The sequence below is a fragment of the Roseiflexus sp. genome (assembly GCF_057785375.1).
Window position 1 is genome coordinate 1 of the sequence record NZ_JBYNRX010000011.1, and the last position, 26,524, is coordinate 26,524.

General features: G+C 64.0%; 22 protein-coding genes. 4 read left to right on the top strand and 18 right to left on the bottom strand.

All coding sequences use genetic code 11. The annotated features are described in order from the left end of the window. Positions 1-231 precede the first annotated feature (231 nt). The 13 genes from AC3EA7_RS02070 to AC3EA7_RS02130 all read right to left on the bottom strand — a co-directional run bounded on the left by AC3EA7_RS02070 (position 232) and on the right by AC3EA7_RS02130 (position 19,432). Positions 232-912, bottom strand: coding sequence for a haloacid dehalogenase type II (locus AC3EA7_RS02070; protein ID WP_488612363.1), 681 nt, complete (start codon positions 910-912; stop codon positions 232-234). A gap of 214 nt (positions 913-1,126) precedes the next feature. Next, positions 1,127-1,459, bottom strand: a complete 333-nt coding sequence (locus AC3EA7_RS02075; RefSeq protein WP_488612364.1) for a ribonuclease toxin HepT-like protein — start codon at positions 1,457-1,459, stop codon at positions 1,127-1,129. Between the two features lie 96 nt (positions 1,460-1,555). Then, positions 1,556-1,927 (bottom strand): nucleotidyltransferase family protein, encoded by a 372-nt coding sequence (locus AC3EA7_RS02080; RefSeq protein WP_488612365.1) that lies wholly within the window; start codon positions 1,925-1,927, stop codon positions 1,556-1,558. A 122-nt stretch (positions 1,928-2,049) separates the two neighbouring features. Then, entirely contained in the window at positions 2,050-5,394 is a 3,345-nt protein-coding gene (locus AC3EA7_RS02085; RefSeq protein ID WP_488612366.1) for a Swt1 family HEPN domain-containing protein, read from the bottom strand. A gap of 14 nt (positions 5,395-5,408) precedes the next feature. Then, positions 5,409-6,197 carry a hypothetical protein gene (locus AC3EA7_RS02090; RefSeq protein ID WP_488612367.1) on the bottom strand — a complete coding sequence of 263 codons (789 nt, stop codon included), beginning with the start codon at positions 6,195-6,197 and terminating at the stop codon, positions 5,409-5,411. Continuing rightward, complete coding sequence (locus tag AC3EA7_RS02095; RefSeq protein WP_488612368.1) at positions 6,098-6,853, bottom strand: hypothetical protein; 756 nt, start codon at positions 6,851-6,853, stop codon at positions 6,098-6,100. The genes AC3EA7_RS02090 and AC3EA7_RS02095 overlap by 100 nt, the downstream gene beginning before the upstream one ends. A 74-nt stretch (positions 6,854-6,927) precedes the next feature. Then, positions 6,928-9,198 (bottom strand): REP-associated tyrosine transposase, encoded by a 2,271-nt coding sequence (locus AC3EA7_RS02100; protein ID WP_488612369.1) that lies wholly within the window; start codon positions 9,196-9,198, stop codon positions 6,928-6,930. Beyond that, positions 9,195-12,800 carry a helicase-related protein gene (locus AC3EA7_RS02105; protein ID WP_488612370.1) on the bottom strand — a complete coding sequence of 1,202 codons (3,606 nt, stop codon included), beginning with the start codon at positions 12,798-12,800 and terminating at the stop codon, positions 9,195-9,197. The genes AC3EA7_RS02100 and AC3EA7_RS02105 overlap by 4 nt, the downstream gene beginning before the upstream one ends. A gap of 342 nt (positions 12,801-13,142) precedes the next feature. Then, positions 13,143-15,671 carry an ATP-dependent DNA helicase RecG gene (recG, locus tag AC3EA7_RS02110; RefSeq protein WP_488612371.1) on the bottom strand — a complete coding sequence of 843 codons (2,529 nt, stop codon included), beginning with the start codon at positions 15,669-15,671 and terminating at the stop codon, positions 13,143-13,145. Positions 15,672-15,769: 98 nt separating this feature from the next. Continuing rightward, positions 15,770-16,615 carry a DegV family protein gene (locus AC3EA7_RS02115; protein ID WP_488612372.1) on the bottom strand — a complete coding sequence of 282 codons (846 nt, stop codon included), beginning with the start codon at positions 16,613-16,615 and terminating at the stop codon, positions 15,770-15,772. Continuing rightward, on the bottom strand, positions 16,615-17,463 hold the full coding sequence (locus AC3EA7_RS02120) for a DegV family protein (protein WP_488612373.1): 849 nt from the start codon (positions 17,461-17,463) through the stop codon (positions 16,615-16,617). The genes AC3EA7_RS02115 and AC3EA7_RS02120 overlap by 1 nt, the downstream gene beginning before the upstream one ends. A 41-nt stretch (positions 17,464-17,504) precedes the next feature. Then, entirely contained in the window at positions 17,505-19,073 is a 1,569-nt protein-coding gene (locus AC3EA7_RS02125) for a DAK2 domain-containing protein (RefSeq protein WP_488612374.1), read from the bottom strand. Next, positions 19,070-19,432 carry an Asp23/Gls24 family envelope stress response protein gene (locus AC3EA7_RS02130; RefSeq protein WP_488612375.1) on the bottom strand — a complete coding sequence of 121 codons (363 nt, stop codon included), beginning with the start codon at positions 19,430-19,432 and terminating at the stop codon, positions 19,070-19,072. Before AC3EA7_RS02130 ends, AC3EA7_RS02125 begins: the two co-directional genes overlap by 4 nt. Positions 19,433-19,526: 94 nt before the next feature. Between AC3EA7_RS02130 and AC3EA7_RS02135 the strand changes: the two genes are divergently transcribed. Then, positions 19,527-19,733: a bL28 family ribosomal protein gene (locus tag AC3EA7_RS02135; protein ID WP_488612376.1), complete on the top strand. Its 207-nt coding sequence runs from the start codon at positions 19,527-19,529 to the stop codon at positions 19,731-19,733. 76 nt (positions 19,734-19,809) lie between these two features. Here AC3EA7_RS02135 and AC3EA7_RS02140 read toward each other — a convergent pair whose 3' ends face one another. Further along, entirely contained in the window at positions 19,810-20,655 is an 846-nt protein-coding gene (locus tag AC3EA7_RS02140) for a Cof-type HAD-IIB family hydrolase (RefSeq protein WP_488612377.1), read from the bottom strand. Next, positions 20,652-21,653, bottom strand: a complete 1,002-nt coding sequence (locus AC3EA7_RS02145; protein ID WP_488612378.1) for a hydroxyacid dehydrogenase — start codon at positions 21,651-21,653, stop codon at positions 20,652-20,654. Before AC3EA7_RS02145 ends, AC3EA7_RS02140 begins: the two co-directional genes overlap by 4 nt. Here AC3EA7_RS02145 and AC3EA7_RS02150 point away from each other — a divergent pair. Together AC3EA7_RS02150 and AC3EA7_RS02155 are read left to right on the top strand one after the other, a co-directional pair. Continuing rightward, entirely contained in the window at positions 21,648-21,806 is a 159-nt protein-coding gene (locus AC3EA7_RS02150) for a hypothetical protein (RefSeq protein ID WP_488612379.1), read from the top strand. The genes AC3EA7_RS02145 and AC3EA7_RS02150 overlap by 6 nt on opposite strands. A 447-nt stretch (positions 21,807-22,253) precedes the next feature. Continuing rightward, entirely contained in the window at positions 22,254-23,237 is a 984-nt protein-coding gene (locus AC3EA7_RS02155) for a hypothetical protein (RefSeq protein WP_488612380.1), read from the top strand. 337 nt (positions 23,238-23,574) lie between these two features. On the opposite strand, the gene AC3EA7_RS02160 is transcribed toward AC3EA7_RS02155, so the two are convergent. The 3 genes from AC3EA7_RS02160 to AC3EA7_RS02170 are packed head-to-tail and all read right to left on the bottom strand — an operon-like array spanning position 23,575 to position 25,963. Then, the gene (locus AC3EA7_RS02160) at positions 23,575-25,005 is read right to left on the bottom strand and encodes an aldehyde dehydrogenase family protein (RefSeq protein ID WP_488612381.1); all 1,431 of its coding nucleotides are present in this window, start codon (positions 25,003-25,005) and stop codon (positions 23,575-23,577) included. Between the two features lie 45 nt (positions 25,006-25,050). After that, on the bottom strand, positions 25,051-25,482 hold the full coding sequence (locus AC3EA7_RS02165) for a hypothetical protein (RefSeq protein WP_488612382.1): 432 nt from the start codon (positions 25,480-25,482) through the stop codon (positions 25,051-25,053). Further along, entirely contained in the window at positions 25,424-25,963 is a 540-nt protein-coding gene (locus AC3EA7_RS02170; protein ID WP_488612383.1) for a Uma2 family endonuclease, read from the bottom strand. The genes AC3EA7_RS02165 and AC3EA7_RS02170 overlap by 59 nt, the downstream gene beginning before the upstream one ends. A 375-nt stretch (positions 25,964-26,338) precedes the next feature. On the opposite strand from AC3EA7_RS02170, the gene AC3EA7_RS02175 reads away from it, so the two are divergent. Continuing rightward, positions 26,339-26,485: a hypothetical protein gene (locus AC3EA7_RS02175; protein ID WP_488612384.1), complete on the top strand. Its 147-nt coding sequence runs from the start codon at positions 26,339-26,341 to the stop codon at positions 26,483-26,485. Positions 26,486-26,524 lie beyond the last annotated feature (39 nt).

Here is a 26,524-nt window from a genome sequence, read left to right on the forward strand (position 1 = left end):
GACGATCCACTGGCGCAGCGCGTGCGGCAGATGGAAGAGTAAGGCGTCTGATGCCGCAACACCTCAAAGAGGGCGCGGGTGCTGGACTACGAGCCTATCCGAAAAATCGCCGCCTGAAGTGCGACCGGGCAGGCGCAGGCATTGCCTGCGCCTGCCCAACCAGCTTTTCCAGATAGGCGCTTGCGGACCGAACATTCGTATTTCGCCAGCCTGCGGGAGGGGCATCCAACGTTATGATGGGCGCTCGGTCGCCAGGATTTGATCGACCACTTCCGCCATATCGGTGCCAATGATGTCGGGGCGTGGCATGAGCGGATCGAGCACCATGCCCGGACGCGCAAGGAAGGCGATGGCGCACCCGGCGCGCGATGCTCCGGCAATATCCCAGGCGTGCGCCGCCACCATGCGGATGCGCCCAATCGGCACATTGAGGCGAACTGCGGCATATTCGTAGGGTTCCGGCGCCGGTTTCAAACGCCGCACGATGTCGGCGGAAAAGATATTCTCAAAGAAACGAGCAAGACCCGCATTGCTCAACTGCATCATCGCCACTTCCTCGGTCGAGTTCGTCAAGGCCGCAAGCCGCAAACCGGCTGAGCGCAGACGCTCCAGCGCCGCCGGAACATCGGCGTGGGGGGGCAAGGTGCGCATGCCATCGAGCACGGCGGTGCAGTCATCCGCCGACAGCGGCGTTCCATACCGCGCAGCCGTCATTTCCAGCGCCGTCGTCCAGATCTTCGTAAAGTTCACATACTCTCCGGTAATGGTGGTCACAAACGCCGACTGAAGTGCCTGGTTGAACCATGCCTGGCGCGCGCTTGCAGCTCCGAACATCCGCGTAAACAGCGGATCGAGCGCGCGCATGTCCAACAACGTCTCGTTCACATCGAACACGATCACTCGCGGCATCATTCCCTCCTATGATTTTTCCACACACAACGAGCCTGAAGCCTCGATATTCACCGATAAGCACAGACAACCACGGCGGACAACATGCGTTCTATGGCGCTATGAACCCGACAAACGAACAGTGCGGAGCAGTGGTGCAACCTCAGTTTGCGGATAACCGGTCAGCGAGCATCTCCAACCAGGCGACGAATTGCCGGCAATCGGCGGCGACCTGACTTCAGTCAACCGGATAGCGTGCAATCAGGCGTTCAATCCGCTCTTCGTCGATCTCGAAACCGTAGAGATTTCTCACAACGTGGCGAAACGCCAGGAATTCGCGCAGACCATCAATGCTGTCGCCGGACAGGACGGCGGGACGGTCGCCCCAGGCTACGCCCATACGCTTGAGCAACCGCCGATGCTGGTCGAAGCCGCGCTTCGACTCGCTCAGCGCATCGCCCGGCGGCGCGCCATTCAGTTCTGCGGCTACCGTCTGAAAGCAGCTTGAGCGCGAGATTTTCGTAGAACAGCCTGGCGTGCCCTGGATCGCGCGCGATTTCTGCGTGTACACATGCAATATCTTCTGACAGACGTTGTAACCGCTCGAGTGCTGTGGATATATCGGCTGCCACGCTGCATAACCGTTCTGGTGACATCGCTTGCATCGTCACAGTTCTTCCCCTGTCGCCAGCACACGATTGCGAACGCGTGGAAACAGTTCACCAAGCGGTTTCAGATCGACTGGCAGTTTGCCGGCTTCTGCCAGCGCACGGACGTCGTCAGCAGGCGCAAGACCATCCACTGCCAGATCGATATCGGAGTTGGCGGCGAAGCGGTCGGTGACCAGTGAACCAAAGAGCACGACGCGAGTGGCGTCGAACTTCGCACGCAGCATGGCTGCGATGCGTTCGGCGTCATGCCGCGCCTGCTGCGCCAGTCGCCGGTTGCGTTCGCCTGCACCAGCCTGGCGACGGCGCCAACGCTCGACATATTCTTCGATTGGGCGATCCATGCCCGGAATGTCGGTCTTGGAACGCATCTGGAAGCCTTACAAGGCGGAGATAGACGCTGCGCCGCCATTGGTATCAGAGCAGGGCTGCATGCTCTATATTACACTAATTTTCACTAAATCTCAATCGGCTCTTTATCCCAGGGCGCCGGCTACTCGGTCTCAAACCCGTGATCGGTAAACTTCAACGCCCGACAGTTCTCGGTCACAACGCGCACGATCCGCTCGCTCGCCCCGTTGGGGAGACGGGCTTCGATGTCGAGCGTAACCTTCACTGCTGCATCCGGCTCGCTGACCAGATGCGCGATCACCTCTTCGGCGATGCGCCCGGCATCACGACCAACACGGGCTGGGTCGAGGGGGACGGAACCATAAAAGCGGCGCGGCATCGCCGGTTGGACGGTCGGCGGCGCAGGAGCGTCCGCAAGGACTGCCGGCGTGATGGAGCGATACGCATCGGTTCCAGTCGTCCCAAAGATGCTCACTGCCGGCGATGCAGGAGACGCCGCAGCGACCATTGCCGCCGCCGCCATCTGTTGTCGCGCCACGTCCGGCTTGACGAGCAGACCGGCGCTGTCGGCAGTGATGGTCGCCGATTGTCCGCCGCGCAGCCCCTGATACCGACCCGTCGCCTCGTCGTACCCCTCGGCGTAGGCAAAGGTCTCGGTCTCCCATGTGAAGAGTCCGACTCCTTCCTGGATGGCGCGCACCAGCACGTCAGGACCGGCAAGACGCGGCAAGTACAGGTAGCTTGCAAAGTCCTCGACCAGTTGCCGCACGGAGACGTGATCGCCGCGCCACAGCGGAACCTGGTCAAGATACCGGCGCAGCATCGTTGCGCCAAGTGATGTCACCAGCAATTCATCGCTGCGGAGTTTCTTGCCGGCGCGCACGGCCAGCGGCTCGTTCCCCGAAAGACGGATGGCCTCGAAGGTGATCGGCGACTGCGGCGTTTCTTGCTGCGGGACGAGAAGCCACTGGTACGTTTCGGGCAGGCGCGTCATCACCGTACTCTCCGCGCTTTGTTTCTGCGTCTCTGCCCGTCGCGCCTGATGCGGATCGAGGTTCAAGTTCTCTTTCTCGGCAAGAATGGATTGCCACGCCAGGAATTGACGGACGGCCTCCTCAAGATCGTGCAATCGCATGGCATCGGCGGCGAGGAACACGAGCGCGTTGCGGTACAGGCGTGGGGCTGAGCCGCGTGATTCGAGGATCAGGCGCGCGGCTTCTTCAGCGGCGCTGCCGCCGACCGATCCTTTGCGGTACGACTGTTCGGGAGCAAGCACGACCAGCCGCGCATCGCGATCATCGGGCACATCGGCGGCGGTGCGCGGCAACAGGTGAATGCGTGAAAACCCGCCGCGATCGCGCAGCGCGTCGCGCAGCCGCTGTTCCATCTCATGGGCGACGGCGTCGGGATTGCGTTTCAGTTGCTCGGCGCGATCGTCCGCCAGCCGCGTGACGGTCGGCTGGGTGGCGTACCAGTAGCGGGCGCCATCTTGATAGAGGTAGGTCGCCGTCGCCGCCAGCCGCCGCAGCGCGTCGCCGAACGTCGCCGGCGTCTCGCCCGGCATCACGCTGCCGAGCTTGATGCGCCGGTCTTCCAGCCCGCGGTTGGCTGTCCCGGCCGTCGGCGCCGAACCGAGATAGATCGTCCGCGCCACTCGCCGTGTGGCGCTGAACTTGCCGAGGCTTGGCTGCTCGGCGTCGATCGTGAGCGGGAGCGCGTTCGGACCATCCACATCCTTTTCGATAATCGGCGTCCAGTTGTCCGAGAGGTAGCGCGTCAGCTCAAACTGCACTCGCGCGTCGTCCATCGGGATGGTTGCCGGAAGGATCAGCGGACTGCGGTCGCCGCTCTCCCACAGGCTATGAATCACCGCCGCCATCAGGCGCAGCACGCCGCGCGTGCGCTGGAACTTGAGCAGGGTCGACCAATCGGCGTAGAGGCGGTCGAAGATTTCCGGGTGGATCGGGTAGGCCGCTTTGATCCGCTGTTCATACTCGCCAGTTTTGCATTCGGGCGGGAACTCGGCGCTGTGCGCGCGGTAGAAGTCAGCGAAGGCGCGGGCGGTCACATCGCGCTGCTTGAACGCCTCCGGATCGGTGATCGGCTGGAACAACCGTCGGCGCACGATCTCGAACCCTTCCTCGGCGCTGGCCGGTCGCCACGACGACTCGACGCGCCCCACGACGTTGCGCAGCCGATCAAGCGCTTCGCGCCCGCGCAGCCCGCCGACCTCCACATCGTCGGCCTGGGTGTCCGACGCCGGCAACGAGATGACCAGCAGACACCGGTCGGCCAGTTTGGCCGACTCGGTGAGCGCCTGGGCGAAGGTAAACTGCGTCTCGAAGCTGCCGCCGGGGAGATCGTTGCGGTCGTGCAATTGGTGCGCATACGCGACCCACTCATCGATCAGGACGAGGCAGGGGCCGTATTCGTTGAAGAGCGCGCGCAGCGTATCGCCGGGGTTGGTTGCCCGTTCATCATCCTGCGCGATGCGGGCATACGCCGCCGGTCCGCCCAACTGCCACGCCAATTCGCCCCACAGCGCGCGCGCGACCGTGCCGTCCGGCTTACGCGAGGGATTGCCGGGCGAGATTTTGTTGCCGACCAACACCACCCGCCGCACTGTGGGGAGCTGTTGGACGCCGGCTTCGGCCAGCAGCGCGTCAATCCCGACCAGCGCGCTCGGCGATGCGCCGGAAAAAAGATGGTAGAGCGCCAGCATCGAGTGCGTTTTGCCGCCGCCGAAATTGGTCTGGAGTTGCACCACCGGATCGCCGCCCTGCCCCGACAGGCGCTGCACCGCGCCGATGAGCAGCCGCTTGAGACTGGCAGTGAGGTAGGTGCGGCGGAAAAACTCGGCCGGATCGCGGTATTCGTCGCTGCCCTGGCCAAGATGCACCTGCCAGAGGTCAGCGGCGAACTCGGCCTGTTGATAGCGGCCGCTGGCCACGTCGGGATGCGGGGTGACGACCTCGCGCCACGGCTTGAGCGTGCCGGTGGCGGCGGCCTCGATCAGCGAGCCGCCGGCTTTGCGCTTCTCGCCGCGCACCTGTTCCTCGAACGTAATCCGGCGCGACTCCAGCAGCAGGCGGTCAATTTCGTTGGCTTCCGGCGCGGAAATGGCGGTGAGCAAGCGCGCCATCGAATCGAGCGCGCGTTCGGCGTCGCGGCTCGAAAACGTCGCCTGATGCGCCCACTTGTTGCGCCACTCGCGCAGCTCACTGACCAGACTCCGCTCGCTGAAGCCAAGGGTCTGGCGGAAGACATCATTCCACAGGTCCCACATCAGGCGCAGCAGACCGCTGGCGTCCCATTCAGCCAGCGGCTTCTTGCCGAGCTGCGGATCGTCGAGAAAGCGTTGCAGCGAGTCGCGGGTGATCCGTCCGGCACGCAGCGCCGCTTCAACCTCGCGGTCAACAAAGGGCGCCAAGCCGGCCCGCAACAGCTCCAGCCCCTTCCCGACTCGTTCGTGATTCGTCAGTGCCATACAGGATGCCTCCATCAGATCAGAAAGGTTGTCTGTTCGCTGCGCACGGCCGACGTTTCAGCCGCCAACCGCACAACTTCCGACCAGCTCTGCACCAACCCGTTATACGCCAGCGCCTCGGCGGACCGCTGCTTGCGCTCGCAGATGCTATACAGCCGGTAGGCCAGCTCGCGGGCAATATCGGCCCGACTGCCGAGCCTAGCGACCAGGGCCGCTGCCGCCTGCTCGCCGCCGGTATTGAGCGCGCGGATGAGGTGGTGGGTCATTTCCCAAACGGTGAGCCGTGGATCAGTCGCCGGGTTCCAATCGGCGGGCAGCTCCGATGCGGCCAGCAGCCGCGCCTTGCCGCGCTTCGACTCCACGATGCCGGCGCTGACCATCCCTTCCACGCTGGTATTCTTGGCTTTCGAGAGCGTCTCGGCCGCGCCGAAATCACCCTCGGCGAAGCCGTGCTGCGCGAACCATGCCAGCGCCCAGCGCGTTTCGGCGTCGAAATCCCCTTCTTGCTCGGCCAGCGTCTCATCGAGCGTCTGATTGATCAGCGCCAACGCCTCGCGCACCGGCATCGCCCGACCGGTCGCGTCGTGCACGGCGGCGAAGCGCGAGAAGACCGCCATGCCGGGACCGATGGCGGCTTGGGCGAGGTCCACCGGCGCAACGTTGGCCTGCTGCAACTCGGCAAGCGCGCGCGGCAGCTCGGCCTTCAGCGCAGCAATGAACTCGCGGCGGGTGGCAATCGGGGCGGTAGCTGGGCGTGGCCGGCAGACCAGCACGATGCTTGAGGCAAGGGCGTTGGTCTCCATCGCGTTCTGCCGATTACCGAGTTCGGTGCGCATGGGCCACGTGCCGGTGATGGCGAAGCCGGCGCGGATGACCGCTTCGAGGAAGGTTTCCCAGCCGGTGCTGGAAATCCCTGGGAGCGCGGGCGTCTCTGGGAGCGCGGGCGTCTCTGTCCCTGGGAGCGCGGGCTGGAAGCCCGCGCTCCCAGGTCTCCCAGGTCTCCCAGGTTTTCGCGTTGCTTATAGGCGTAGTAGATCGTGACCGGAAACGCCGGATGCGCCTGCGCAGCGAGGTTCTGTAACGCCTTCGTCATCCCCTCCATGAAGAACCGCTCCGCCGCTTGTTTACTGCCGTGGCGGTACGGCGTCGCCACCAACTCCTCAGCCTTGGGAACGGCGACGGTGGCGAACAGGTTGGGGAAGACCGGCTTCAAGGCGCGGCGCAGCCAGACGTAGAAGAAGTCCGACAGGTCGGCGTAGCCGATGTTGTCATAGTACGGCGGATCGGTGGAGATGATCCTCAAATAAGAACTTGACAGGGTGGCTGCATCTTCCTGTTTGCTTGAACCCGAAACGATTGCTGGCATCCAGTTAAGCGGATCGCAGGAGTAAAAGATTGCGGCATCGATACTGCCAGTCGCTTTCCCAAGGAAGTTTGGCTCGGCAAAATCCCAAATCATTGGGAGCGCCTGGCGACCAAAGCAATGCTGTGCCTTTTCACCAACTCCGTTCCACCGCACAAGACTGTTCCCCGTCATCGCCATTCGGTCAACCGCAAACGCCAAGTACACCCCGACCGCCTCGGCATACGCCGTCGCGCCGCAGCCGCCGTCGCGGAGGGGAATGTCGTCATCTTCCAAGGAGCGCAGGCGCCCCTGAGGCGCCCCTGGGAGCGCAGGCGTCCCGCCTGCCCTTCCGCCCTTGTCCCATGCCACGCGCTGCTAAACCGCCACGCTTCCGGTTGCGCACACAACCCTGCCTTCACCGGGTTCTCTTCCACGTACGCGACAGCGCGCCGGAAGTGCTCCGCGTTACGGATCAGCCGGTCAAAGTACTCCTTCATCCAAAACTCCCCCTCACGCCCAAGCGCGCGGTTGCACTCCTTTGCGGTGAAGGATTTCCACGTATGGAGCAGCGACGAGAGCGTGAACCCGTTCATGGGCGTGACAACGACGTGGACGTGATTGGGCATTATGCACCAGGCATGCAGCCGGTAGCGTTCGCCGTCAAAGTGGAGCAAGGCGGATTCGACAATTTCGGCCAGCCGTGGATCGCGCAGCCACGCAGCGCCATAGCCGGCGTCAAGGTAGGCTTCGATGCGCTTGCGCCGCTCGACATCGCGCTGATCGTCGGGTAGCGCGGCAAGTTCCGTCGTCCATTGTTCGAGAACGTGGGTCGGCAGGCTGTCGTGAAGGCGGAAGATAATGTGCTGTGGGCGTTCGCCAGCTTCCCAGTGGGGGAGGTAGCCGCGCGAGCGCCAGGTGGGTTCGTCGTGGGACGCTTCATGCAGGCGGGACGCCTGCGCTCCCAGGGACGCCTGCGCTCCCAGGGATGCTTGCGCGCCCAGGGATGCTTGCGCGCCCAGGTAATCAGCCTTCACCCGCTCTATCGCCGCGCCGACCAGGTCGGCGAACGTCGTCAGCGCCGCGAGCTGGCGCGGGGTGAAGAGGTCGGCGAACGTCTCCATGCCGTACAATGGCATCTGATCACGAGCCTTGCCGTGCAACGGCGTGTCCGGCTTCCATTCCGGCTGCGCGCTGCGGGCAATCGCTTCATGCTCCGGCGTCGGCGGCAGGTAGAGGCGGCCACGCGGTCCTTCGGCAACGATCGCCATCAGGCGCGCCCCCATCCGTCCGGCCATGCTCTCGGCTTTGATGTATGGGTCATTAATAACGGCCCCAGACAGCACACACTGAAAGTTCGCCCCGCGCGCGAGTTTTGTGCCGTTCTTCGCCCGCTCATACGCGGCGCGGTCGAAGTCGGGGTTGCCGGCGACTTTGACGGTGAAGCGGTAATCCGGGAGCGCAGGCGTCCCCGGAAGCGCAGGCGTCCCTGGGAGCGCAGGCGTCTCGCCTGCACTACAACCCTGCGGGCTAGAAGCCCGCGCTCCCAGGTCCAGGTCCACGTACGCCTCTTTACCCGGCTTGCTCGACAGCACAAAGGTCGAGGCCAGCGGCACATCAACGCCGGCGAAGGCGGGGTTGGGGCTTTTGACCGTGCGCGCCCACAGCCAGGCGATGACCGTGAGCCGTTGGCCAATCAGCGGCTGCAGGTCGGGCCGGTCCGCCGCCAGCTCCGGCGTCACAACAACCGGCGGATAGAGATGCCCGATCCGCCGCTGCGCTTCAGCGCGCATCCACTCCCCGTAATAGCGCACATCCTCGGCCAGCCCGTGCGCGCCGCGCCATTCGCGCGCAAAGAGCTGGCGGTCGGCCCGCGCCGCCGGATTCACCGGCGGCAATCCGGCAAAGCGCGGCGGAATCTCGATCATCGCCTTGTTGATCAGCGCCGCCACCGGGTTGAGGTCGCTGGCGTAGGCGACGAGGCCGAGCCGCTGCGCTTCCAACGGCAACGAACCGCCGCCGGCAAAGGGATCGTGAAACGCCAGCAGCGGCGGGATGGTTCCGTCCGCCATGCGCGCGGCGATCTCGTCGTCGCGCATGCGGGCGACCACGGCGGCTCCGAGGCATTCCCGCGCCCACGAGCGGCGCATGGCGGCGCGCGCTTCATCAAGAACGCGCTCGTTAGTCGTGTTTTCCCATCGCGCCATCTCCTCGATCAGGCGAAACAGGCGACGGCGTTCGCGCTCCTGCGCCGCCGGCGTGGGAAACTCCTCCGGCACGGCGGCGGGGTCGTCCACGATCTGAGCGAAGATCACCGCGCGGGCCGCAGCGAGCGGGCGGCGCGCCCACCAGAGGTGGAGCGTACTGGGATGACCATGGCGGATGGACTTCTCGCGCGCCGCTTCTTCGTTGATCGTGGCGAGCGGCAGCGCGACTTCGATCAGTTTTTTGCGCTGGGTCATCGCGGCTCCTCAGAACGGGCAAGCAGTTCGGCAAAGGTGTAATTCACGCTCGTGACGCCAAAGTCGGGTTCGCGCCGGAAGGGGCGACGCAGGTAGCGCACCCGGTGTCCGCCGTCCGGCAAAAACTCGACCATGGCGAGAATGTAGGCATCGGGTTTGTTGAGGGCGGTCAGGATTTCATTCCTGGTCACCGTGATCGTATCGGCGCCAGCAATGCGTCCCTTGACCTCGATGAAGCGGATCTTGCCGCTGCCGGGGGTCCGGCTTTCGATGTCATAGCCGAGCCGCTCCGCTTCGCGATCCACCGGCTCGTAGCCAAGGCGGCGCTCGACGTCCATCACGATGGCGCGGGCGCGCGCGGCGGACGCCTGGGTGTCGGCAGCGGTCTCGGCGATGGATCGCCCGGTCATTGCGGCAATCAGCCCGAGCGGGACGACGACGACCCCGCCGATCACGACCGGCGGCAGCGCGGATATCTGCGCCTCGCGGTCGAGGTCGGCGAGACGGCGTTGGAGCCGGGCTGCCAGGTCGTCGGCGCGGCGGCGCGCCTCCTGCGAGTTGAGCCGCGCGCCAGCCCGGCCCGCTTGTTCCTGGAGTTTGAGTTCTTCCGCCCGGTGATCCCAATACGCAATCTCCTTCGTCAGGCGATCCCGCACGGCTATGCGGGTTTTTTCGATCCACGCGAGTCGACGGTTCCGCACCTCGGCCACGTGGTCAGGCGCGATATGAGCAATCGCGTCGTCTTTCGCCTGCTGTTCGAGATCGCGCGTGATCCACGCCAGTTCGGGGCGGGCGAGGATGGCGGCGGGATCGGGTTCATCATCGCGCAGCGGGCGATAGTCGAGATACGGGGCGTATCCCACACGGCGCGTGTTCCCGTCCGCGTCCATCTCGACGAAGAGCAGACGACGCGAAATGGTGCGGCGTTCGCGCTGCGCCCCGCTCAGCGCGTCGCCGGAAGGGATCACGGTTGCGTCCTGGATGGCATGGTCGAGGAAGAAGAGCACGCGCAGCGCCGAGTCGGGATCGTGCTCGTCCACCAGCACGGCGCCGCGTTTGAGGAGGTCGCGATGGCGTTCGAGGATCAGGTCGAGCGTCGCATCGAGCAGCGGGTGTCCCGGACAGACAAAGGCGGCCAGCGGTTGACCGGGAGGCGCAATGAGCGACTTCTCGAAGACGATGCGCTCGTAGCGCGGCAGAACCGCGCCGCCCTTCCCGATCTGGCGATCGCGGTTGCGCACCGACGCCGGGACGTGCGCCACTTCGTAGCGACGCGGCTCACGCTGGCGGATTCGCCCGCCGAGCCGGGTGAACGCTTCGAGAAAGAACGACTCGATGTAATGCGGCTGCAACCGGCGCGCCTCGGCGCGTTCCATGTCCTCGCGCACCCGGGCGATGCGGCTGGTATCCATGACATCGTGCGCTAATGCGCGCTCTTCGAGCAACGTGCGGAGCCGGTCGGCGTCCACGGCCTGGTCAACCATCTGCGACAGGCGCGCGCGCACCTCCGGTCGGTCGCCGTAGCGAATGGCTTCGATCATCAAGTCGCGCAACGGCCGGCCCTCGAACTGCACCTTGCCGAGCACATCGAAGACGCTGCCGCCAAGCGCCTGCCGCGCATCATCGAGTTTCTCGAGCAAGCGGCGGTAGACATCGCCCTCGCGTGATTCCATCGCAACGAGATTCCACACATGGCAGACCTCGGTCTGTCCAATCCGATGAATGCGCCCGAACCGTTGTTCGAGACGGTTGGGGTTCCACGGCAGGTCATAGTTCACCATCAGGTGGGCGCGTTGCAGATTAATCCCTTCGCCGGCGGCATCGGTCGCAACCAGGACATGGACCGAGGGGTCGTGCAGGAACGCTTCCTGCGCTTTGCGCCGTTCTTCGCGCCCGACGCCGCCGTGGATCGTCGCCACGGCGTCCGGGCGACCAAAGCGGTCGCGGATGCGTTCGGCGAGATAGGTGAGCGTATCACGGTGTTCGGTAAAGATGACCAGCTTGTGGTGCGGCGAAGGGGTTGGTTTGGCGATGGAACCGGCAGCGTAGGGGGGCGAGTCGGCTTCGCGCACGCTGGCGACGAACGCAGCCGGCGTAAAGATCTCGTCGAGCACGTTGCACAGTTCGCGCCATTTGGCGTCCTCGCCGCTGCGCCGCACCGTGGCGGCCAGCGCCTCGAGGCGGGCAAGGGTCTGGATTTCGGTCTGGAGTTCGGCAATGGTGCGCGCAGCCGTGGCTTGATCGAGAGTCGCTTCTTCGGTCGCCGCAACCTCGTCCTCTGGGGCCTCTTCGAGGTCGTCCAGATCGTCAGGGTCGAGCGCCGGTCCGCGCAGCGCGGCGGCGCTCGCCGCCGCAGCGCCGCGCTGGAGCAGGTTCAGTTCGCGTAATCGCCGATCAAGGCGCTCACGGCGCCGGCGTAACGATTGGTAGATCGCCTCGGGCGAGGAGGCGAGCCGCCGTTGCAGAATGGTCAGCGCGAAGCCCACCGTTCCCGCGTACTTGTCGTCGTTCAAGGCATCGGCGCGGTTGAACTCCTCGCGCACATAGTTCGTGACGTCGTGATACAACTGCGCTTCCGCTTCGGAAAACCGATACGGAACGGTGTACGCAATGCGTTCCGGGAACAGCGGGCGTCCGTCGAAGGTGACGAGGCGCTCTTTGACCATGCGGCGCATCAAGTCCGAGACATCCGTCTGATGCACCCCGTCGCGGAAGCGCCCCTCGAAGCGGTCGCCGTCGAGCAGCGCGAGGAAGAGCTGGAAGTCTTCCTCTTTGCCGTTGTGCGGAGTCGCGGTCAGCAGCAAAAAGTGGCGCGTGAGCGTGGCGAGGAGTTGGCCGAGACGATAGCGTTTGGTGTACTTCACTTCGCCGCCGAAGAAGATGGCCGACAGTTTATGCGCCTCATCGCAGACGATCAGGTCGTAGCGATTGTCGGGGGCGGCGAGTTTCTGCTGGACGTCCTCATCACGCGCCAGTTTGTCGAGTCGCGCAATGGCGAGATCGTTTTCCAAAAACCAGTTGCCGGTGCGCGCAGCGTTGAGGGCGTCGTTGGTCAGAATCTCAAACGGGAGATGAAACCGCTGCGCCAACTCATCCTGCCATTGCTCGACGAGGGCACCGGGGCAGACGATGAGACAGCGTTTGAGATCGCCGCGCTCCATCAGTTCCCGGATCAAGAGTCCGGTCATAATCGTCTTCCCGGCGCCGGGATCGTCGGCAAGCAGGAAGCGCAGCGGCTGGCGCGGCAACATCGCCTCGTAGACGGCGGTAATCTGATGCGGCAGCGGATCGACCAGCGAGGTATGCACGGCGAGCAACGGATCGAAGAGATAGGCGAGGCGAATGCGCTGCGCTTCGGCGACCAGGCGAAAGAGCGCGCCGTCGCCATCGAAACTCCATGGCCGGCCCTGCTCAACCATGGCGAGGCGCGGTTCATCGCTGCGAAACAGCAGCTCCTCGGCGACGCTTCCATCCGGGGTGCGGTACAGCAACGTCAGCGTGTCGGAGCCGTGGTACGTCACACGCTCCACGGTGACAGGCGCATCGGGCAGAATGCCGCGAATGGTTGCGCCAGGACGCACATCTTCGAGGTTCATCGGCATGGGTTCGGTTTGCTCCACGAGAGCGACGACACTTCATACAATTGTACCAATATTATGATAAGGTGTGTTTTCTGTACCTGTATCAGCGAAGCAGGGGGGTGAGGGGGCACGGTTGCCTGCTGTTCCTCCACCCCCTACCCCTCCCCCATAAAGGGGGAGGGGAGTGTTTCCCCCCTCTCCCACGTCGGGAGAGGGGGGCAGGGGGGTGAGGGGGAAGACAAAGCGCTCCCTTTGCGAGCATCCTGCCCCCTCTGCGCCTTTGCGCCTTCGCGTTTTCGGGTCAACGCCAAGACGCCAGGGCGCAGAGAGTGGGAAGGTGGATGTCAATACCCTGCGCGCTTTCTAACCCGCCTGCAACGTCTCGACCCAGAACTCTTCCACTTTCGAGCGCAAGCGTGCATGTTCAGGGCGTTCGAGCTGCGGGTCGTCCGCCAGGATAGCGTGCGCCTCACGGTATGCCGTCTGAAGCAGGCGCACGTCGGTCAACTGCGCCACTTTGAGGTCGGGCGTGCCGCTCTGCCGGATGCCGAAGAACTCGCCGGGGCCACGCAGTTGCAGATCGATCTCCGCCAGGCGGAAGCCGTCGCTGATCGACTCCATCGCCTCCATGCGCTGGCGGGTCACCTCATTCTGCTCTTTGTCGCAGACCAGGATGCAGTAACTTTGATGCACCCCGCGCCCGACGCGCCCGCGGAACTGGTGCAACTGCGCCAGACCAAACCGCTCGGCGCCTTCGATCAGGATCGTGGTCGCGTTGGGGACATCGATGCCAACTTCGATAACCGCCGTAGCGACCAGAATATCATATTCGTGGTTGCGGAAGGCGATCATGGCGGCGTCCTTCTCGCGCGGCAACATCTTGCCGTGGATCAGCGCCACCCGCAGATCGGGAAAGACCTCGCGCGACAAGGTCGCGTGCATTTCTTCGGCGGAGGGCAGATCGACCTTCTCACTCTCTTCGACCAGCGGACAAATGACGAATGCCTGGCGTCCTTTGGCGACTTCACGCCGGATGTGGCGGTAGGCTTTTTCGCGTTCGACCGTGGTGATCCAGCGCGTCTTGACCTCCTGGCGCCCTGGCGGCAGTTCGTCGAGCAGCGACACGTCCAGGTCGCCGTAGATGGTCAGCGTCAGCGTGCGTGGAATCGGGGTCGCGGTCATCACCAGCATATGCGGGTTGTACCCTTTATCTTTCAGGCGCTGCCGCTGTTCGACGCCGAAGCGATGCTGTTCATCGACGATTGCCAGTCCAAGCGCGGCGTACTGCACACGTTCGGTAATCAGCGCGTGCGTGCCGACGATCAGGTCGATGTCGCCGCGCGCAATCCCTTCCAGCACCCGTCGTCGCTCTTTCGCGCCGAGGCTGCCGGTGAGCAGCGCCACCCGCACGCCGCGCCCGTCGAGGTCATCGTCGCCGTTCATGCCGAGAATGCGCCGAATCTCTTCCAGGCGCTCACGCTGCTCCGGGTCGAGGCCGTCTTCCTCTGGCGCGTGGCGTTGCTCGCGGGGAACCGGCACTTTACTGAGCAGTGCGCGCAGACCGCGATAGTGCTGCTCTGCCAGGATTTCGGTCGGCGCCATGAGCGCCGCCTGGTAGCCGGCTGCGATGACCTGAAGCGCCGCTGCCGCAGCAACGACGGTTTTGCCGCTGCCGACATCACCCTGCAAGAGGCGCGCCATTGGCACGGGGCGCTCCATGTCGGCGATGATTTCTTCGATGGCGCGCACCTGCGCGCCGGTCAACTCGAACGGCAATTGCCGGAGAAACGCTTCATGCACGTCGTCATGGCGGATGATGGCATAGCCGCGCTGCGCCTGCCAGAGCATTTTGCGTCGAAGGACGCCCAGCTGAATGAACAGAAACTCGTCGAAGCCAAGGCGTCGGCGCGCCTGTTCGAGTTTCTCGTGGTTGTCGGGGAAGTGGATCTGCGCAATCGCTTCCGACAGCGGCATCAGCCCTGTTCGTTCGCGCACCGCCGGCGGCAGATGGTCTTCCAGCATCGGGGCGCAGCGATCCACCACCTGCTTGATCAACGCGCGCGCGCTGCGTTCAACCAGCCCGCGGGTCAACGGGTGAACCGGCACCAGGCGCCCGACGTGGATCATATCGTCATCGGTGAAGGGTTGCCATTCAGGCGATGCCATCTGGCGCAATCCGTCGTAGACGCCGATCTTTCCGCTCAGGACCACCTTCGTCCCCGCCAGGAAGCGTTGTGCCAGCCAGGGTTGCCGGAAAAAGACCACCTTGAGCGTGCCGGTGTCATCGCCGACCAGGATGTCAAGCCGCGAACCGCCGCTCTTCATCGGCAGGGTGCGCGCGTCCAGCACTTCGGCAATGATGGTTTCAACCGCGCCCGGTTGCAGTTCGGCGATCGTTTTGTGCGAGGTGAAATCGTCGTAGCGATGCGGGAAGTGGTAGAGCAGATCGCGCACCGTGCGCACGCCGAGGCGTCGGAACGATTGCACCATCTGGCGCGTGATGCCCGGCGCATCGTCGATCGGCGCATCAGGCGTCAACGGACGCGCCGCAGGATCGGGACGAGAAGAACGGCGGGTTGGCGCGCGCGGCGGCGGCGTTGACGAGGGCGCCGGTGTGGGCTGCGGCGCCGGCTGCGCCCGAAACAAGGCTCGCAGACTTTCGAGCGCAATGCCGACGCGCGCGCGGCGCGTCGGCTGGTCAAGGAGCGCGTAGCCGGCAAGCAATTCGAGCGCCTGCTGCACCGGCTCGTAGCGCAGCGCCATGCCGGCTTCCATCCTCCAGGAGACCAGGAAACGCTCCAGACCGCCGTCAACGGTGCTATCGTCACAGCCACGGCGCTGTTCCTCCGCCAGCAGTTTGCCCAGGCGAATGATCTGGTCTTTGCCGTCCATACGGTCATCTCAGGCTATCCGAAACATTGCCGCGCTGACGTGCGGCCGGGCAGGCGAGGGCCATGCCTTCGCCTGCTCAACGAACTTTTTCGGATAGACTATGAAGTGAGCAGACCGGTGATGCCGAGCGCTCCGGGACCCATATGCGTGCCCAGCACGGCGCCGATCTGCACGGTGCGAATACGGTCGCGGACGAGTAACCCTGCGTTGGCGCAGGCATCCGCCAGCGATTCGGCGTCGGTGCGGTCAGTGGTGTAGACGACGCTCAATTCCTGGTACGCACCGCGCGCCCGCGCCAGTTCCAGCAAGCGCATCGGGACGCGACGCCAGGTGCGCACCCGCTCGACCGGCAGCACCTGCGAGTCGCGCACTTCCAGGATCGGCTTCACATCGAGCAAGGCGCCGAGCAATGCGCGGGTACGGCTGATACGTCCGCCACGTTCCAGATAGCGCAATGTCTGGAGCGCCACATACGCAACGGTCTGATCGCGCAGATGTTCCACCAGTGCAACCGCCTCATCGAGCGTTGCGCCTTGCGACAGACGGCGCGCAGCGGCGAGCGCCAGGTACGCGATGGGCATGGCAATCGAGTGACTGTCAACGCAGACGATGCGTGCATCCTCAACCAGGCGCGCCGCCTGAACCGCAGCGCTGTACGTGGCGCTCAAACCAGCAGCGACGCTGAGCGACAGCACCGCGCTGCCATCACGGGTCAGCGCGCGAAATGTCTCCTCGAACATTCCAACCGACGGCGCCGACGTTGTTGGCAGTTCGTCGTGTTCGGCGATCCAGCGATAGTACTCATCGCGGCTGATGTCAATGTCGTCGCGCAGCGTTTCTCCCCCACGGTGCAACAGCACAGGAACGACGTGGATATGGTATGCCGCACGGACATCGGCGGGAATGTCGGCTGTCGAGTCGACGACGATCTTGACCGATGGCATCAGTCGATCCCCTCGAAAACCGCCACGCCCATAGCGCCGGGACCAAGGAACGCGCCGACGCCGGGGCCAAACTGTGCAACCTGCACCCGATCACGGGGAAAGATCGGATCGACCTTTTCCAGCAACTTCTCGACATCTTCCGGCGTCGTCGCATACAGCGCCGTCACCTCACGAACGCGCGGAAAATCCTCAATAAAGGTATACAACCCTTCGATGGCTTTGGCGCGCGTGCGGGTGCGCTCATAAGGCACGATTTCGCCGTCGTCGATCAGGAGCAGCGGCTTGATGCGCTGCATCGAGCCGAGGACCGTCGTTGCCAGCGCCAGCCGCCCGCTGTGTTCGAGATATTCGATGGTATCGACAAAGAAGACCAGGTGGCAGTGCTGGATCAGCAGATTGATCAGGTGTGCGACTTCATAGGGGGTTGCGCCATCGCGCACGGCGCGCGCCGCATGCACCACGACCATGCCGAGCGCCATCGAGAGCAATTTGCTGTCGATCATTTCCACCCGGCTCGATGACGCTGGCAGGCGACTACGCGCCTGTTGCGCCACGTGATAATTCGGCACGACACGGTTGGAGAGATGAATCGAGAAGATGTACTCATATTCCAGCGTCAGGCGGCGGTACAGTTGCTCAAAGGTCGTCATCGGCGACGGCTGTACCGCAATCTGCGTGCGATTCTCCTGCATTGCCTGATAAAACTGCTCTGCAGTAATGTCGAGACCGGCGCGGTAACTCTGATTGCCGACAACAATCTGCAGCGGGACGATCTCAATCCCTAATTCGTGCGCAACGCTCAGAGGAATGTCGCTGGAACTATCGGTAACAATTTTGATGCTTGCCATACGTTTTTCGTTTCACCTCATACATTGGCAGTGCCCGGCAGTTACTCGAGGGCAATGGTCACGCCGCCTGGCTGCCCGCCGGCATAGACCTCGACGTGCAGCATCGGGAAAGCAACCTCGATCTCCTGCGCCAGCCGCTCCGCGTATGCGCGATCAACCGCCTGTCCATAGTAGAGCGTGGCGACCTCGGCGGCGTTCGCCCCGATCTGGTGCAATACATAGCACACATTATACGCACCTTGCGTTGCTTCTGCAGACGTTTCTATCGCGTTGCACTGTTGCTCATCGAAGGTGATGACGCGCACCGGTTCTACGGCTGCCATCATCGCCTGAACATTCTGATCGACATCCGCCTGGAAGTTCAGCGCCAGCAACGCGGCGACGCCCTGGGGCGGCGAAGTCGCCGGCACGATGTGGATGCGCCTGCCGATCTGGTATGCGGCTGCCAGCGCAGTTTCCGCCGCCTGCGGATCATTGGGCAACACGATGACATCCGGCTGTGGCAGACGCTCAAAGGCTGTGCGCCACTCGTCGATAGTCGGCGGCGTGGTTGTTTCCAGCACCAGATCGGCGCACAGGTCGCGCAGGATTGCCGCATATCCGGCGCCCGGCGCCAGCGCGATGATGCCAAGCGCAGCGTGCAGGCCGGCGTTCTCGTCGGGCTGAGGATCCGGTCGAATGTCAGCAAGCGCCGCACCCGCATCGCGTGCCGCGCGCTGCAGGTCCATGTTGACCACCTCAATCTGATCGAGGGCGCCAAACTCGAGCGCCTGATTGAGCGCATCTCCCGGTCGTGGGGTATGCAGATGTATTTTGACCAGGGTGTGATCGCCGGCAACCACCAGCGAGTCGCCCAGCGCCGCGAAGACGCGCCGGAGCGTATCCAGCGACGCGGTCGCGTGAAGAAGGACAAAACTCGTGCAGTAGCCCGCGCTCCCCGCGTGTTCGTCAACGATCGCCGCCGGCGTTGCCGCCGGTGCATGCGCCACGCCCGTTTCACCGCGGGCGTAGCGCAGCAACGCTTCGAGCAGCACCAGCAAACCCTGCCCGCCCGCATCGACCACGCCTGCATCGCGCAGGGTGGTCAGCAACTGCGGTGTGCGCGCTACTGCGGTGCGCGCCTCACGCACCGCTGCATCGAGCACGGCGCTCAACGATGCTTCACCCGCAGCAATAGCGCGCTGCGCCGCCTCGCCAGCGCAGCGGATGACCGTCAGCATGGTGCCCTCGACCGGACGCAGCACGGCTTCGTAGGCGCGGGCGCTGCCGTGCGCCAGGGCAGCCGCCAGTTCACGCCCGCTCATCAGGTGATGCCCGGCAAGCGCCGTTGCCACACCGCGCAATATCTGCGACAGAATGATGCCCGAATTGCCGCGCCCGCGCATGGTTGCCCAGTAGCCAACCCGTTCCGCCACCGCGCTGCACGAGGGATGGGGCGTAATGTCGCTCAATGCGCTGCTCAACGTCAGCGCCATGTTCGTTCCGGTGTCGCCATCGGGAACCGGAAACACGTTCAGCGCATTGAGCGATGCCGCGTGCCGCTCCAGATCGCGCGCCGCGGCACGCAGCGCCTCCAGGAGATGCTCGCCATTCCACGTGTCGGTCATCATCGTCCTCCCACTCCCTGCACCCGAATATTGACCGTCGGTTCGGGAAGATCAAGCGCGAACGAGAGCGCGGCGCGCACGGCGGATTGTGCGGCATGCGCCACATCGGCGATTGGTCGGCCGGTACGGACGATCAGGTACACATTGACTTCGAGCGTATTCTGATGCACATGCACCTCGATGCCGCGGCGCTCGTCACCCGGCGGAAGGATGAGCGGCGGACCCTGCGGATCGGCGAGGCCGGCGACGCCGTCGGTGCGCCGCGCAGCAGCGGCGGCAATCGACGCGATGGCGCGCGGCGCGATCAGAACGCGACCTGCGGGCATCCTGCTGGTTGTGGCTGAGTCGTTCACAATATTCATACAGTTGCGCCTGGCATTGGAATATGGTATAGTTTCTTGCTAGTGTGTCAACGACGTTGTGATATTCCCGGCAAAGCCGGGGGAGCAGGCTGATATGGCAAAGTGTATGGTGTGTAACAAGAGCGTCAGTTTTGGGCGCAACATCCGGCACAAAGCGTCGGGGAGCTGGGCGCGGCGCGCGCCAAAGACCAATCGCACGTTCAAGCCGAATGTGCAGAAGGCGACGATTATGGTCGATGGCGAGAACGTGCAGATCAAGGTATGCACCCAATGCCTGCGCACGATGTATCGGGCGCGCTAAATGCGATTGCGCTGATCGCTCGGGCTGGCGCCGCATGGCGATGCCAGCCTTTTTCATGGCATGAAAACGCTCGACATTATAGCGGATAGGTCCAGGACGTGCAATCCAAGACATAGCGCCGGAGCGCGTGGGCAACGCCAGCCTCGCTGACCGGCGGCAGCACGGCGTGCGCCCGTGCGAGCACTGCCGGTGTCGCATTCCCCATCGCCAGCCCAAGCCCTGCCCAGGTAATCATCGAGATGTCGTTCTCCTGATCGCCAATCGCCATGACTGCTTCACGCGGCGCCCCCAGCGACTGCGCCAGGGCGGCCAGTGCATTCCCCTTGCTGACGTGCGGCGCAGTCAGTTCGCCAAAGATGGCGTGCGAACGAACAATCGCCAGTGTAGCACCAAAGCGGGCGGTCAGGCGCGCCAGTTCACGCTCGACTACCGGCGGATCGGCGACGAACAGCAGTTTGGTTGGCGGCGTATGCGCCACCAGGCGATCCAGATCGGGAGTGACGACGATCTCCGTCCCTTCGGGGTGGAAGGCGAGATAGAGTTCGAGTTCTGTTCGATGTGCCGCGATGTAGTGAATATCGTCGATGCAGGCAATGACGAAGATGCCGGCGTCGAGAAGTTTGCGCACCGCTGCTGCTGCCAGACCGGCGGGCATCGCCGCGTGGTAGAGCGTAGCGCCGGTGAGCGGGTGACGCACCAGCGCTCCCTGGTAGCAGATGATCGGCGTGCGAATATCGAGTTCACGCGCAAACGGCAGTGCGGCGCCAAACATGCGCCCCGTCGCCAGCGTGACGTGAATGCCGCGCGCCTGCACTGCGGCGATCGTTTCGCGCACGTCGGGATGAATGTGCAGATCATGGTCGATAACGGTGCCGTCGAGATCCAGGGCGATCAGTTGAAAAGGTCTGGTATCGTTGCTCATGGGTTCATCTCCGCCAGACGCCCGGGCAGGGCTTCGGGGTTGACGATATGCGGCGGACGTTGGCCACGCAGTAAATGCGCGACCTGTTCCACGATACCGAGGTGCATCGCGCGCACGCCATCGTCGGTATACGACGCGACGTGCGGCGTCAGGATGACATGCGGCGACCGTAGGAGCGGATGGTCTTCGGGAAGCGGTTCCGGGTCGAAGACATCGAGACCGGCGCCGGCCAGATGCCCGGTGGTCAGTGCCTCGACCAGCGCGGAGTGATCGATCACCGCGCCGCGACTAACGTTGATCAGGAAGGCGCCTGCCGGCAGCAGCGCCAGTTCCCGCGCGCCAATCAAACCGCGCGTCGCCGGCGTCAGTGCACAGTGCAACGTCAGAAACTGCGACTGCGGCAGGAGTTCGTCCAGCGTTTCCGCCTGCACGACATCCAGCGCCGCAAACGTCTCAGCAGGCGCGTGCGGGTCGTATGCCGCCACGCGCATCGCCAGACCTTGACGACAGATCTGCGCCACCCGTCGCCCGATGCGCCCCAGACCGACAATCCCCAACGTTTTGCCACGCACCTCGACTCCGCGCAGCCGCGCGGCGCTCCATCCTTCGGTGCGAAGACGACGATCAGCAGCAACGACCTGCTTCGCCAGCGCCAGCAATAACGCAACCGCATGCTCCGCCGTGCTCTCGGTGGGACCGTCGGGAGTGTTGATCACCAGAATACCTCGTTCGGTCGCGGCTTCGAGGTCGATGTTGTCCACGCCGATGCCAGGACGGGCGATTGCCAGCAATGTCGCGCCGGCCCGCTCCATCCACGCGCCATCGGCGTTGACCAGCGCGCTGATAATCGCTGCTGCGCTGCCAGGTAAAGTCGCCGGATCACCACCTGCCGCCACCTCAGCGTGCGCCTCCAGCACCGCTGCCGCTTCCGACAGCAGGCGAACATCAGTCCATATACGTGGACGTTGACGAACGGACGAAGGATCACGTGTGTGCATTGCTCAATCGCCTGCGTGCTGATAGCGCCGTCGGCCGGGTGCAACGGCGGAGGAACCGCTGCTCATGTTGGCAGTCTGACCGAACCGGGAGTGATAGTAGCAGATGACAACGACAAATGCAATCGGGTGAAGCCGCTGCCGAATGAACAGTAACTGTTCACGCTCTTTCCGGGAGTGCAGGCGCTAGATGCGGCGCCCGGGACGGCGGGGCGCCGTGCGTTGGCGCTTGCTGAAGCCATTCCGCCGCCGCTTTTTCTTTTCGGGGGCTGCCCCCGAACCCCCGTTTTGGGTGACCGGCGGCATCGTTTCCCCCAACTGTGAACAGTTACAATGAACACGACGTTTGACAAAAAATCAACCATGTGGTACCTGATAGAGCCATCAATCAGATGTTAGGGCGCAATCATTACCCGTGTCGGCCGTTCTGCGGCTGATGTTGATTGAGCCTGTCGAAGCCGACGTCAGCCACTCCCTTGATTGTCCAGGTTTTGGTTGATCGCTCTGTGAGAGGTCGCAGAAAAACAAGTACTTACCAGGAATAGTACGCGATTGCGCACACTTCAGGATGACCCGGATCGTCGTCCTGGAAAAGGAAACGCCATGCCGCGTCTCGTCACTCACATTGTGGCGCTCGTTTTCGCTGTCGTTTCTCTTGCCAGCCTGACTGTCCAACCCTCGGACGAGCGTTTTATCGAACCAGCCATCGATCTCCCACATCTCTTTCGCATCGAACAGGCGGCGCCTCCGCCGGCAAAGACGGCGCTTCGGCAGATCCGGTTTCCGGTTGCAACGCGCAAAGCGACCACGCTCCCTCAGATACGTATCACGGAACAGACGCTGCTTGTGGCTGAGGCGATCGCTCCGGCGCCCTTCATTGCCGGCGACGGTCCGCCAATGCGGGGGACGCGCGTTGCTCAGACCGGCCGCCTGGATGTGTATGTTGGCCTGCGCACGTTCACGCCGGAGCAGGTAGCAGCGATCGCCCCGCGCCTGGAAGAACTCCTGCGCGGCAATGAGGAGCGCTTTGAATTTCAATTGCAGCAGCGAGTATCGATTGCCTTCTACCGCCCTTCGCTGGCGCCGTCGAAAGACACACGCGGCATTGCGTATACCGAGGAAGGGCGCGCCGAAGTGTACTACCGACCCGACGAAGAGATCGAACGCGCATTGGTGGTTGCTTCGCACGAACTGGCACATCACCTCCAGGCGCAGCGATACGGTGACGACGTCCAGAAACGTGCCGACATCATCCTGCTGGAAGGACTCGCAACCTGGATCACCGGTCCGCCGTGGTTGGCGAAGTATGGCGTCGAGAACTGGAGGGAACGGGCGCGCCAGATCAGCGACTCCGGCGTGCCGCTGCGTCTGTTGCAGGCTCAACGCTACGGCGACAACATCGCCTACGAGTTGTGGGCGTCATTCGTTGATTTTCTGATCGAGCGTGATGGCATGGAGAAGCTGCATGCGCTGTATATCAGCGGGCGTGGACGCGAACCCGGCTCGGCGGACTACCAGGGCGTCTACGGCGCCTCGCTCAACGAACTCGCCAATGAGTGGCGGGCGTGGGTGAGGGGTGAGGGGTGAGGGGTGAGAGGTGAGGGGTGAGGGGTGAGGGGTGAGAGGGGAGGGGTGAGAGGTGAGAGGTGAGAGGTGAGGGGTGAGGGGTGAGAGGTGAGGGGTGAGGGGTGAGAGGTGAGGGGTGAGAGGTGAGGGGTGAGAGGTGAGAGGTGAGGGGTGAGAGGTGAGGGGTGAGGGGTGAGGGGTGAGAGGTGAGGGGTGAGGGGTGAGAGGCAATACCTTTCAAATAAGGGCGACGAGCCATCATTGACAGGGCTAAAACGCGGAGTCTTTGTGCCTTTGTGTGAGCTTATTCGAAAGGTATTAGGGTTAGAGGTTAGAGGTTAATCTTAACCCTTAACCCCTAACCCTTAATCACGAGCAACTTCCGTTCAGTCATTTCCTCAATCGCGTAGCGCAGCCCTTCGCGCCCGAAGCCGGATTGTTTGACGCCGCCATACGGCATGGGATCGAGGCGCCAGGTTGGAACGTCGTTGACAATCACACCGCCGACCTCCAGTGCATCGTATGCCTGGAAAATGCGCCCGACATCGCGCGTAAACACGCCTGCCTGCAACCCGAAATCGCTGTTGTTAACCGCTTCCAGCGCTTCCTCGAACGTATCGTAGGGTTGCACCGTCACGACCGGCGCAAAGATCTCCTGGCAGTTCACCCGCAGGTTTGGCGCAGCGCGCGCAACGATGGTTGGCGCAACAACGCCGCCCTGCACGATGCCGCCAGTCAGGAACTCCGCGCCTGCGTTGCGCGCCTCGTCGAGCCAGGCGGCGACCCGTTCCGCCTCCGCCGGGTTGATCAGCGAACTCAGATCGCTCGTCTCATCGAGCGGATGCCCGACCTTCAAAGCGCGCACCTGCGGCGCAAAGAGGTTCAGGAACGCAGCGTACACCGGCGTGTGGACAAAGATGCGCTGGACGCTAATGCAACTCTGCCCGGCGTAGGAAAACCCGCCGACAACACACCGCTCCGCCGCGAATGCGAGATCGGCGTCGGAGTGGATGATCACGCCAGCATTGCCGCCAAGTTCCAGGGTGACCCGTTTGCGCCCGGCGCGCCGTTTCATCTCCCATCCGACCGCCGGTGAACCGGTGAAGGTCAACAGTCCGAAGCGTTCATCCTCAACGAGCGGTGCGGCGTCGCGGCTGGCGAGCGGCAGCACGCTCAATGCCTCCGGGGGCCACCCGGACGACGCGATAATGTCCGCCAGTTTGAGCGCGGCGCCTGGCGTCTGCGAAGCCGGTTTGAGCACGACGGAACAGCCGGCGGCGATGGCCGGCGCCACTTTGTGCGCCACCAGGTTGAGCGGGAAATTGAACGGCGTAATGGCGGCGACCGGTCCTACAGGAAAGCGTCGCACAATCGCCTGGCGACCTTCGCCACCGGGAGCGGCGTCGAGTCGCAGCGCCTCGTCATTCGAGCGCGTCGCCTCATCGGCGGCGGTCGAGAAGGTGACGACACTCCGCGCAACTTCGATCCGCGCCTGTTTGATCGGCTTTCCCGCTTCCAGCGCGATGGTGCGCGCCAGTTCTTCGGCGCGCGCCTCGATGCCGGCGGCAATGGCGCGCAACGCAGCAGCGCGGCGATGCAACGGCGTACTGCGCGTTGTCTTGAATGCACCAACTGCTGCCTGAATCGCCTGCTCCAGGTCCGCAGGCGCAGCGCGATGAACGACGGCAACCGGTGCGCCATCGTAGGGGCAGGCGATGGCGGAGGGCGCGCCGGTGCGCCATTCGCCCGCCAGGTAGAAGCGATACTCCGGCGTGTCGCTATGAGTCATAGGCATTCATCCTTTGATGCTGCAATTGCACTCTGTCAGTCGGCACTACTCGCCGCCGCGCAAGCGGCGCAGTTCCTCCTCGAGTTCGTGCAACCGCGCTTCAGCGGCAGCGCGCGCTTCGGCTTCGCGGCGCGCCTGTTCCTCGGCGGCGGCGCGCGCTTCGGCTTCCTGGCGCGCCCGCTCCTCGGCTTCCATCCGCGCCCGCGCCTGCGCTTTGGCTTCGGCCAGCGCCTTGGCGATCCGCTCTTCCGACTCGATCACCAGGCTCGTCAACGCCGCATAGTCGCCAATCCGCTGTCCCTGTTCGTCGAAGCAGTACACCTCGTTCTCCTCCACCCCAATCCAGACCCGCACCGGCGCCAGCCAGAGCCATCCCTGCTCGTTCGGAACCATCGGACGGTACGACGCTCCCGCGCGCTCATACCCGATCACCCGCACCATCGCCTGCCCGCGACGCTCGACCGCGTCCACGATCACGTACAGCGGCGCCCCCCCCCAGGTCGTACTGCTCCACCTTCTCGTACAGGTCAAACCGCCGCGTCTCCGGCGACGTCACCTCCACGATCAGCGCCGGGCGCACCCCTTCCTGCGCCACGTCGAAGGTGCGCCAGTTGCGGATCGTCTGCACCCCGAAGATCACCATAATGTCCGGTCCGTGCGCCCGCAACCCGGGCACGTCCCAGGCGATCCGCACATCGCTCAGCACCACCGCGTCGGCGCGGTCCGCCGTGCGCGCAAAAAAAACATCCGCCAGGTAGCGCACGCGCCGCTGGTGATCGTAATTGCACAACACCTGGTCGCCCTCCTCGGGATGCAGCAGGTCGATGAGCCGCAACGGCACGAGTTCCTCCTCGAAATACCCCTCGCCAAGGTCACGACGCACAATGCGCCACCCGTAGCGGAACGGGTCGTCCGCCGGCGCATCGGCATGCGGCTGGTTGATCACCGTCTGGGTCACAGGGTTCCTCCTCGACGACGCCTGCCCGGTTCAGAGCGAGAATGCGGATAGCGAGTGGATTCATTGTAGCACAGAGCATACCGTATGCCACTCGAACAACTAATACTAAATTGCGGTCAGTCAGACATGATGTTCGCGTGTTCGTTGTGCCAAGCGCAACGATCAATGCGCACCGGCAGTCGTATCGTGGACGCACGGCTGCGCAGTGGCATCAGCAGCCCCAGCAGGGCTTCCACTTGCGGTGAGCGCCGTCGAACCGCTTGCGGTGAGCGCCGTCGAACCGCGTTCTCAGCCCGCAGCGCCTCAGCATCCTGCTGCGCGCCCCGGAAGTATTACGCAAATGACCGCACACTGGTAGACGTGGAGCGGCGGACGGTGGCTTCGACAGGCTCAGCCAACACAATCGGCGGCGCTTGGGTCGCGCTACGTCTGTCGGAGCGACTGACGCTGGCTTCGACAGGCTCAGCCAACGTCAGCCGCACGACGGTCAACACCGGCAATGATCGTGCACCATCTGGTTGATCGCTCTATCAGGCGACGGCGAGCGCGGCGTTCTCTGCT

What these genes read in the sequence shown, in the direction of transcription:
- AC3EA7_RS02070 (WP_488612363.1), bottom strand. Translation starts at nt 912, where the DNA reads ATGATGCCGCGAGTGATCGTGTTCGATGTGAACGAGACGTTGTTGGAC.
- AC3EA7_RS02080 (WP_488612365.1), bottom strand. Translation starts at nt 1,927, where the DNA reads ATGCGTTCCAAGACCGACATTCCGGGCATGGATCGCCCAATCGAAGAA.
- AC3EA7_RS02085 (WP_488612366.1), bottom strand. Translation starts at nt 5,394, where the DNA reads ATGGCACTGACGAATCACGAACGAGTCGGGAAGGGGCTGGAGCTGTTG.
- AC3EA7_RS02090 (WP_488612367.1), bottom strand. Translation starts at nt 6,197, where the DNA reads ATGGAGACCAACGCCCTTGCCTCAAGCATCGTGCTGGTCTGCCGGCCA.
- AC3EA7_RS02095 (WP_488612368.1), bottom strand. Translation starts at nt 6,853, where the DNA reads ATGATTTGGGATTTTGCCGAGCCAAACTTCCTTGGGAAAGCGACTGGC.
- AC3EA7_RS02100 (WP_488612369.1), bottom strand. Translation starts at nt 9,198, where the DNA reads ATGACCCAGCGCAAAAAACTGATCGAAGTCGCGCTGCCGCTCGCCACG.
- AC3EA7_RS02105 (WP_488612370.1), bottom strand. Translation starts at nt 12,800, where the DNA reads ATGCCGATGAACCTCGAAGATGTGCGTCCTGGCGCAACCATTCGCGGC.
- recG (WP_488612371.1), bottom strand. Translation starts at nt 15,671, where the DNA reads ATGGACGGCAAAGACCAGATCATTCGCCTGGGCAAACTGCTGGCGGAG.
- AC3EA7_RS02115 (WP_488612372.1), bottom strand. Translation starts at nt 16,615, where the DNA reads ATGCCATCGGTCAAGATCGTCGTCGACTCGACAGCCGACATTCCCGCC.
- AC3EA7_RS02120 (WP_488612373.1), bottom strand. Translation starts at nt 17,463, where the DNA reads ATGGCAAGCATCAAAATTGTTACCGATAGTTCCAGCGACATTCCTCTG.
- AC3EA7_RS02125 (WP_488612374.1), bottom strand. Translation starts at nt 19,073, where the DNA reads ATGATGACCGACACGTGGAATGGCGAGCATCTCCTGGAGGCGCTGCGT.
- AC3EA7_RS02130 (WP_488612375.1), bottom strand. Translation starts at nt 19,432, where the DNA reads ATGAATATTGTGAACGACTCAGCCACAACCAGCAGGATGCCCGCAGGT.
- AC3EA7_RS02135 (WP_488612376.1), top strand. Translation starts at nt 19,527, where the DNA reads ATGGCAAAGTGTATGGTGTGTAACAAGAGCGTCAGTTTTGGGCGCAAC.
- AC3EA7_RS02140 (WP_488612377.1), bottom strand. Translation starts at nt 20,655, where the DNA reads ATGAGCAACGATACCAGACCTTTTCAACTGATCGCCCTGGATCTCGAC.
- AC3EA7_RS02145 (WP_488612378.1), bottom strand. Translation starts at nt 21,653, where the DNA reads ATGCACACACGTGATCCTTCGTCCGTTCGTCAACGTCCACGTATATGG.
- AC3EA7_RS02155 (WP_488612380.1), top strand. Translation starts at nt 22,254, where the DNA reads ATGCCGCGTCTCGTCACTCACATTGTGGCGCTCGTTTTCGCTGTCGTT.
- AC3EA7_RS02160 (WP_488612381.1), bottom strand. Translation starts at nt 25,005, where the DNA reads ATGACTCATAGCGACACGCCGGAGTATCGCTTCTACCTGGCGGGCGAA.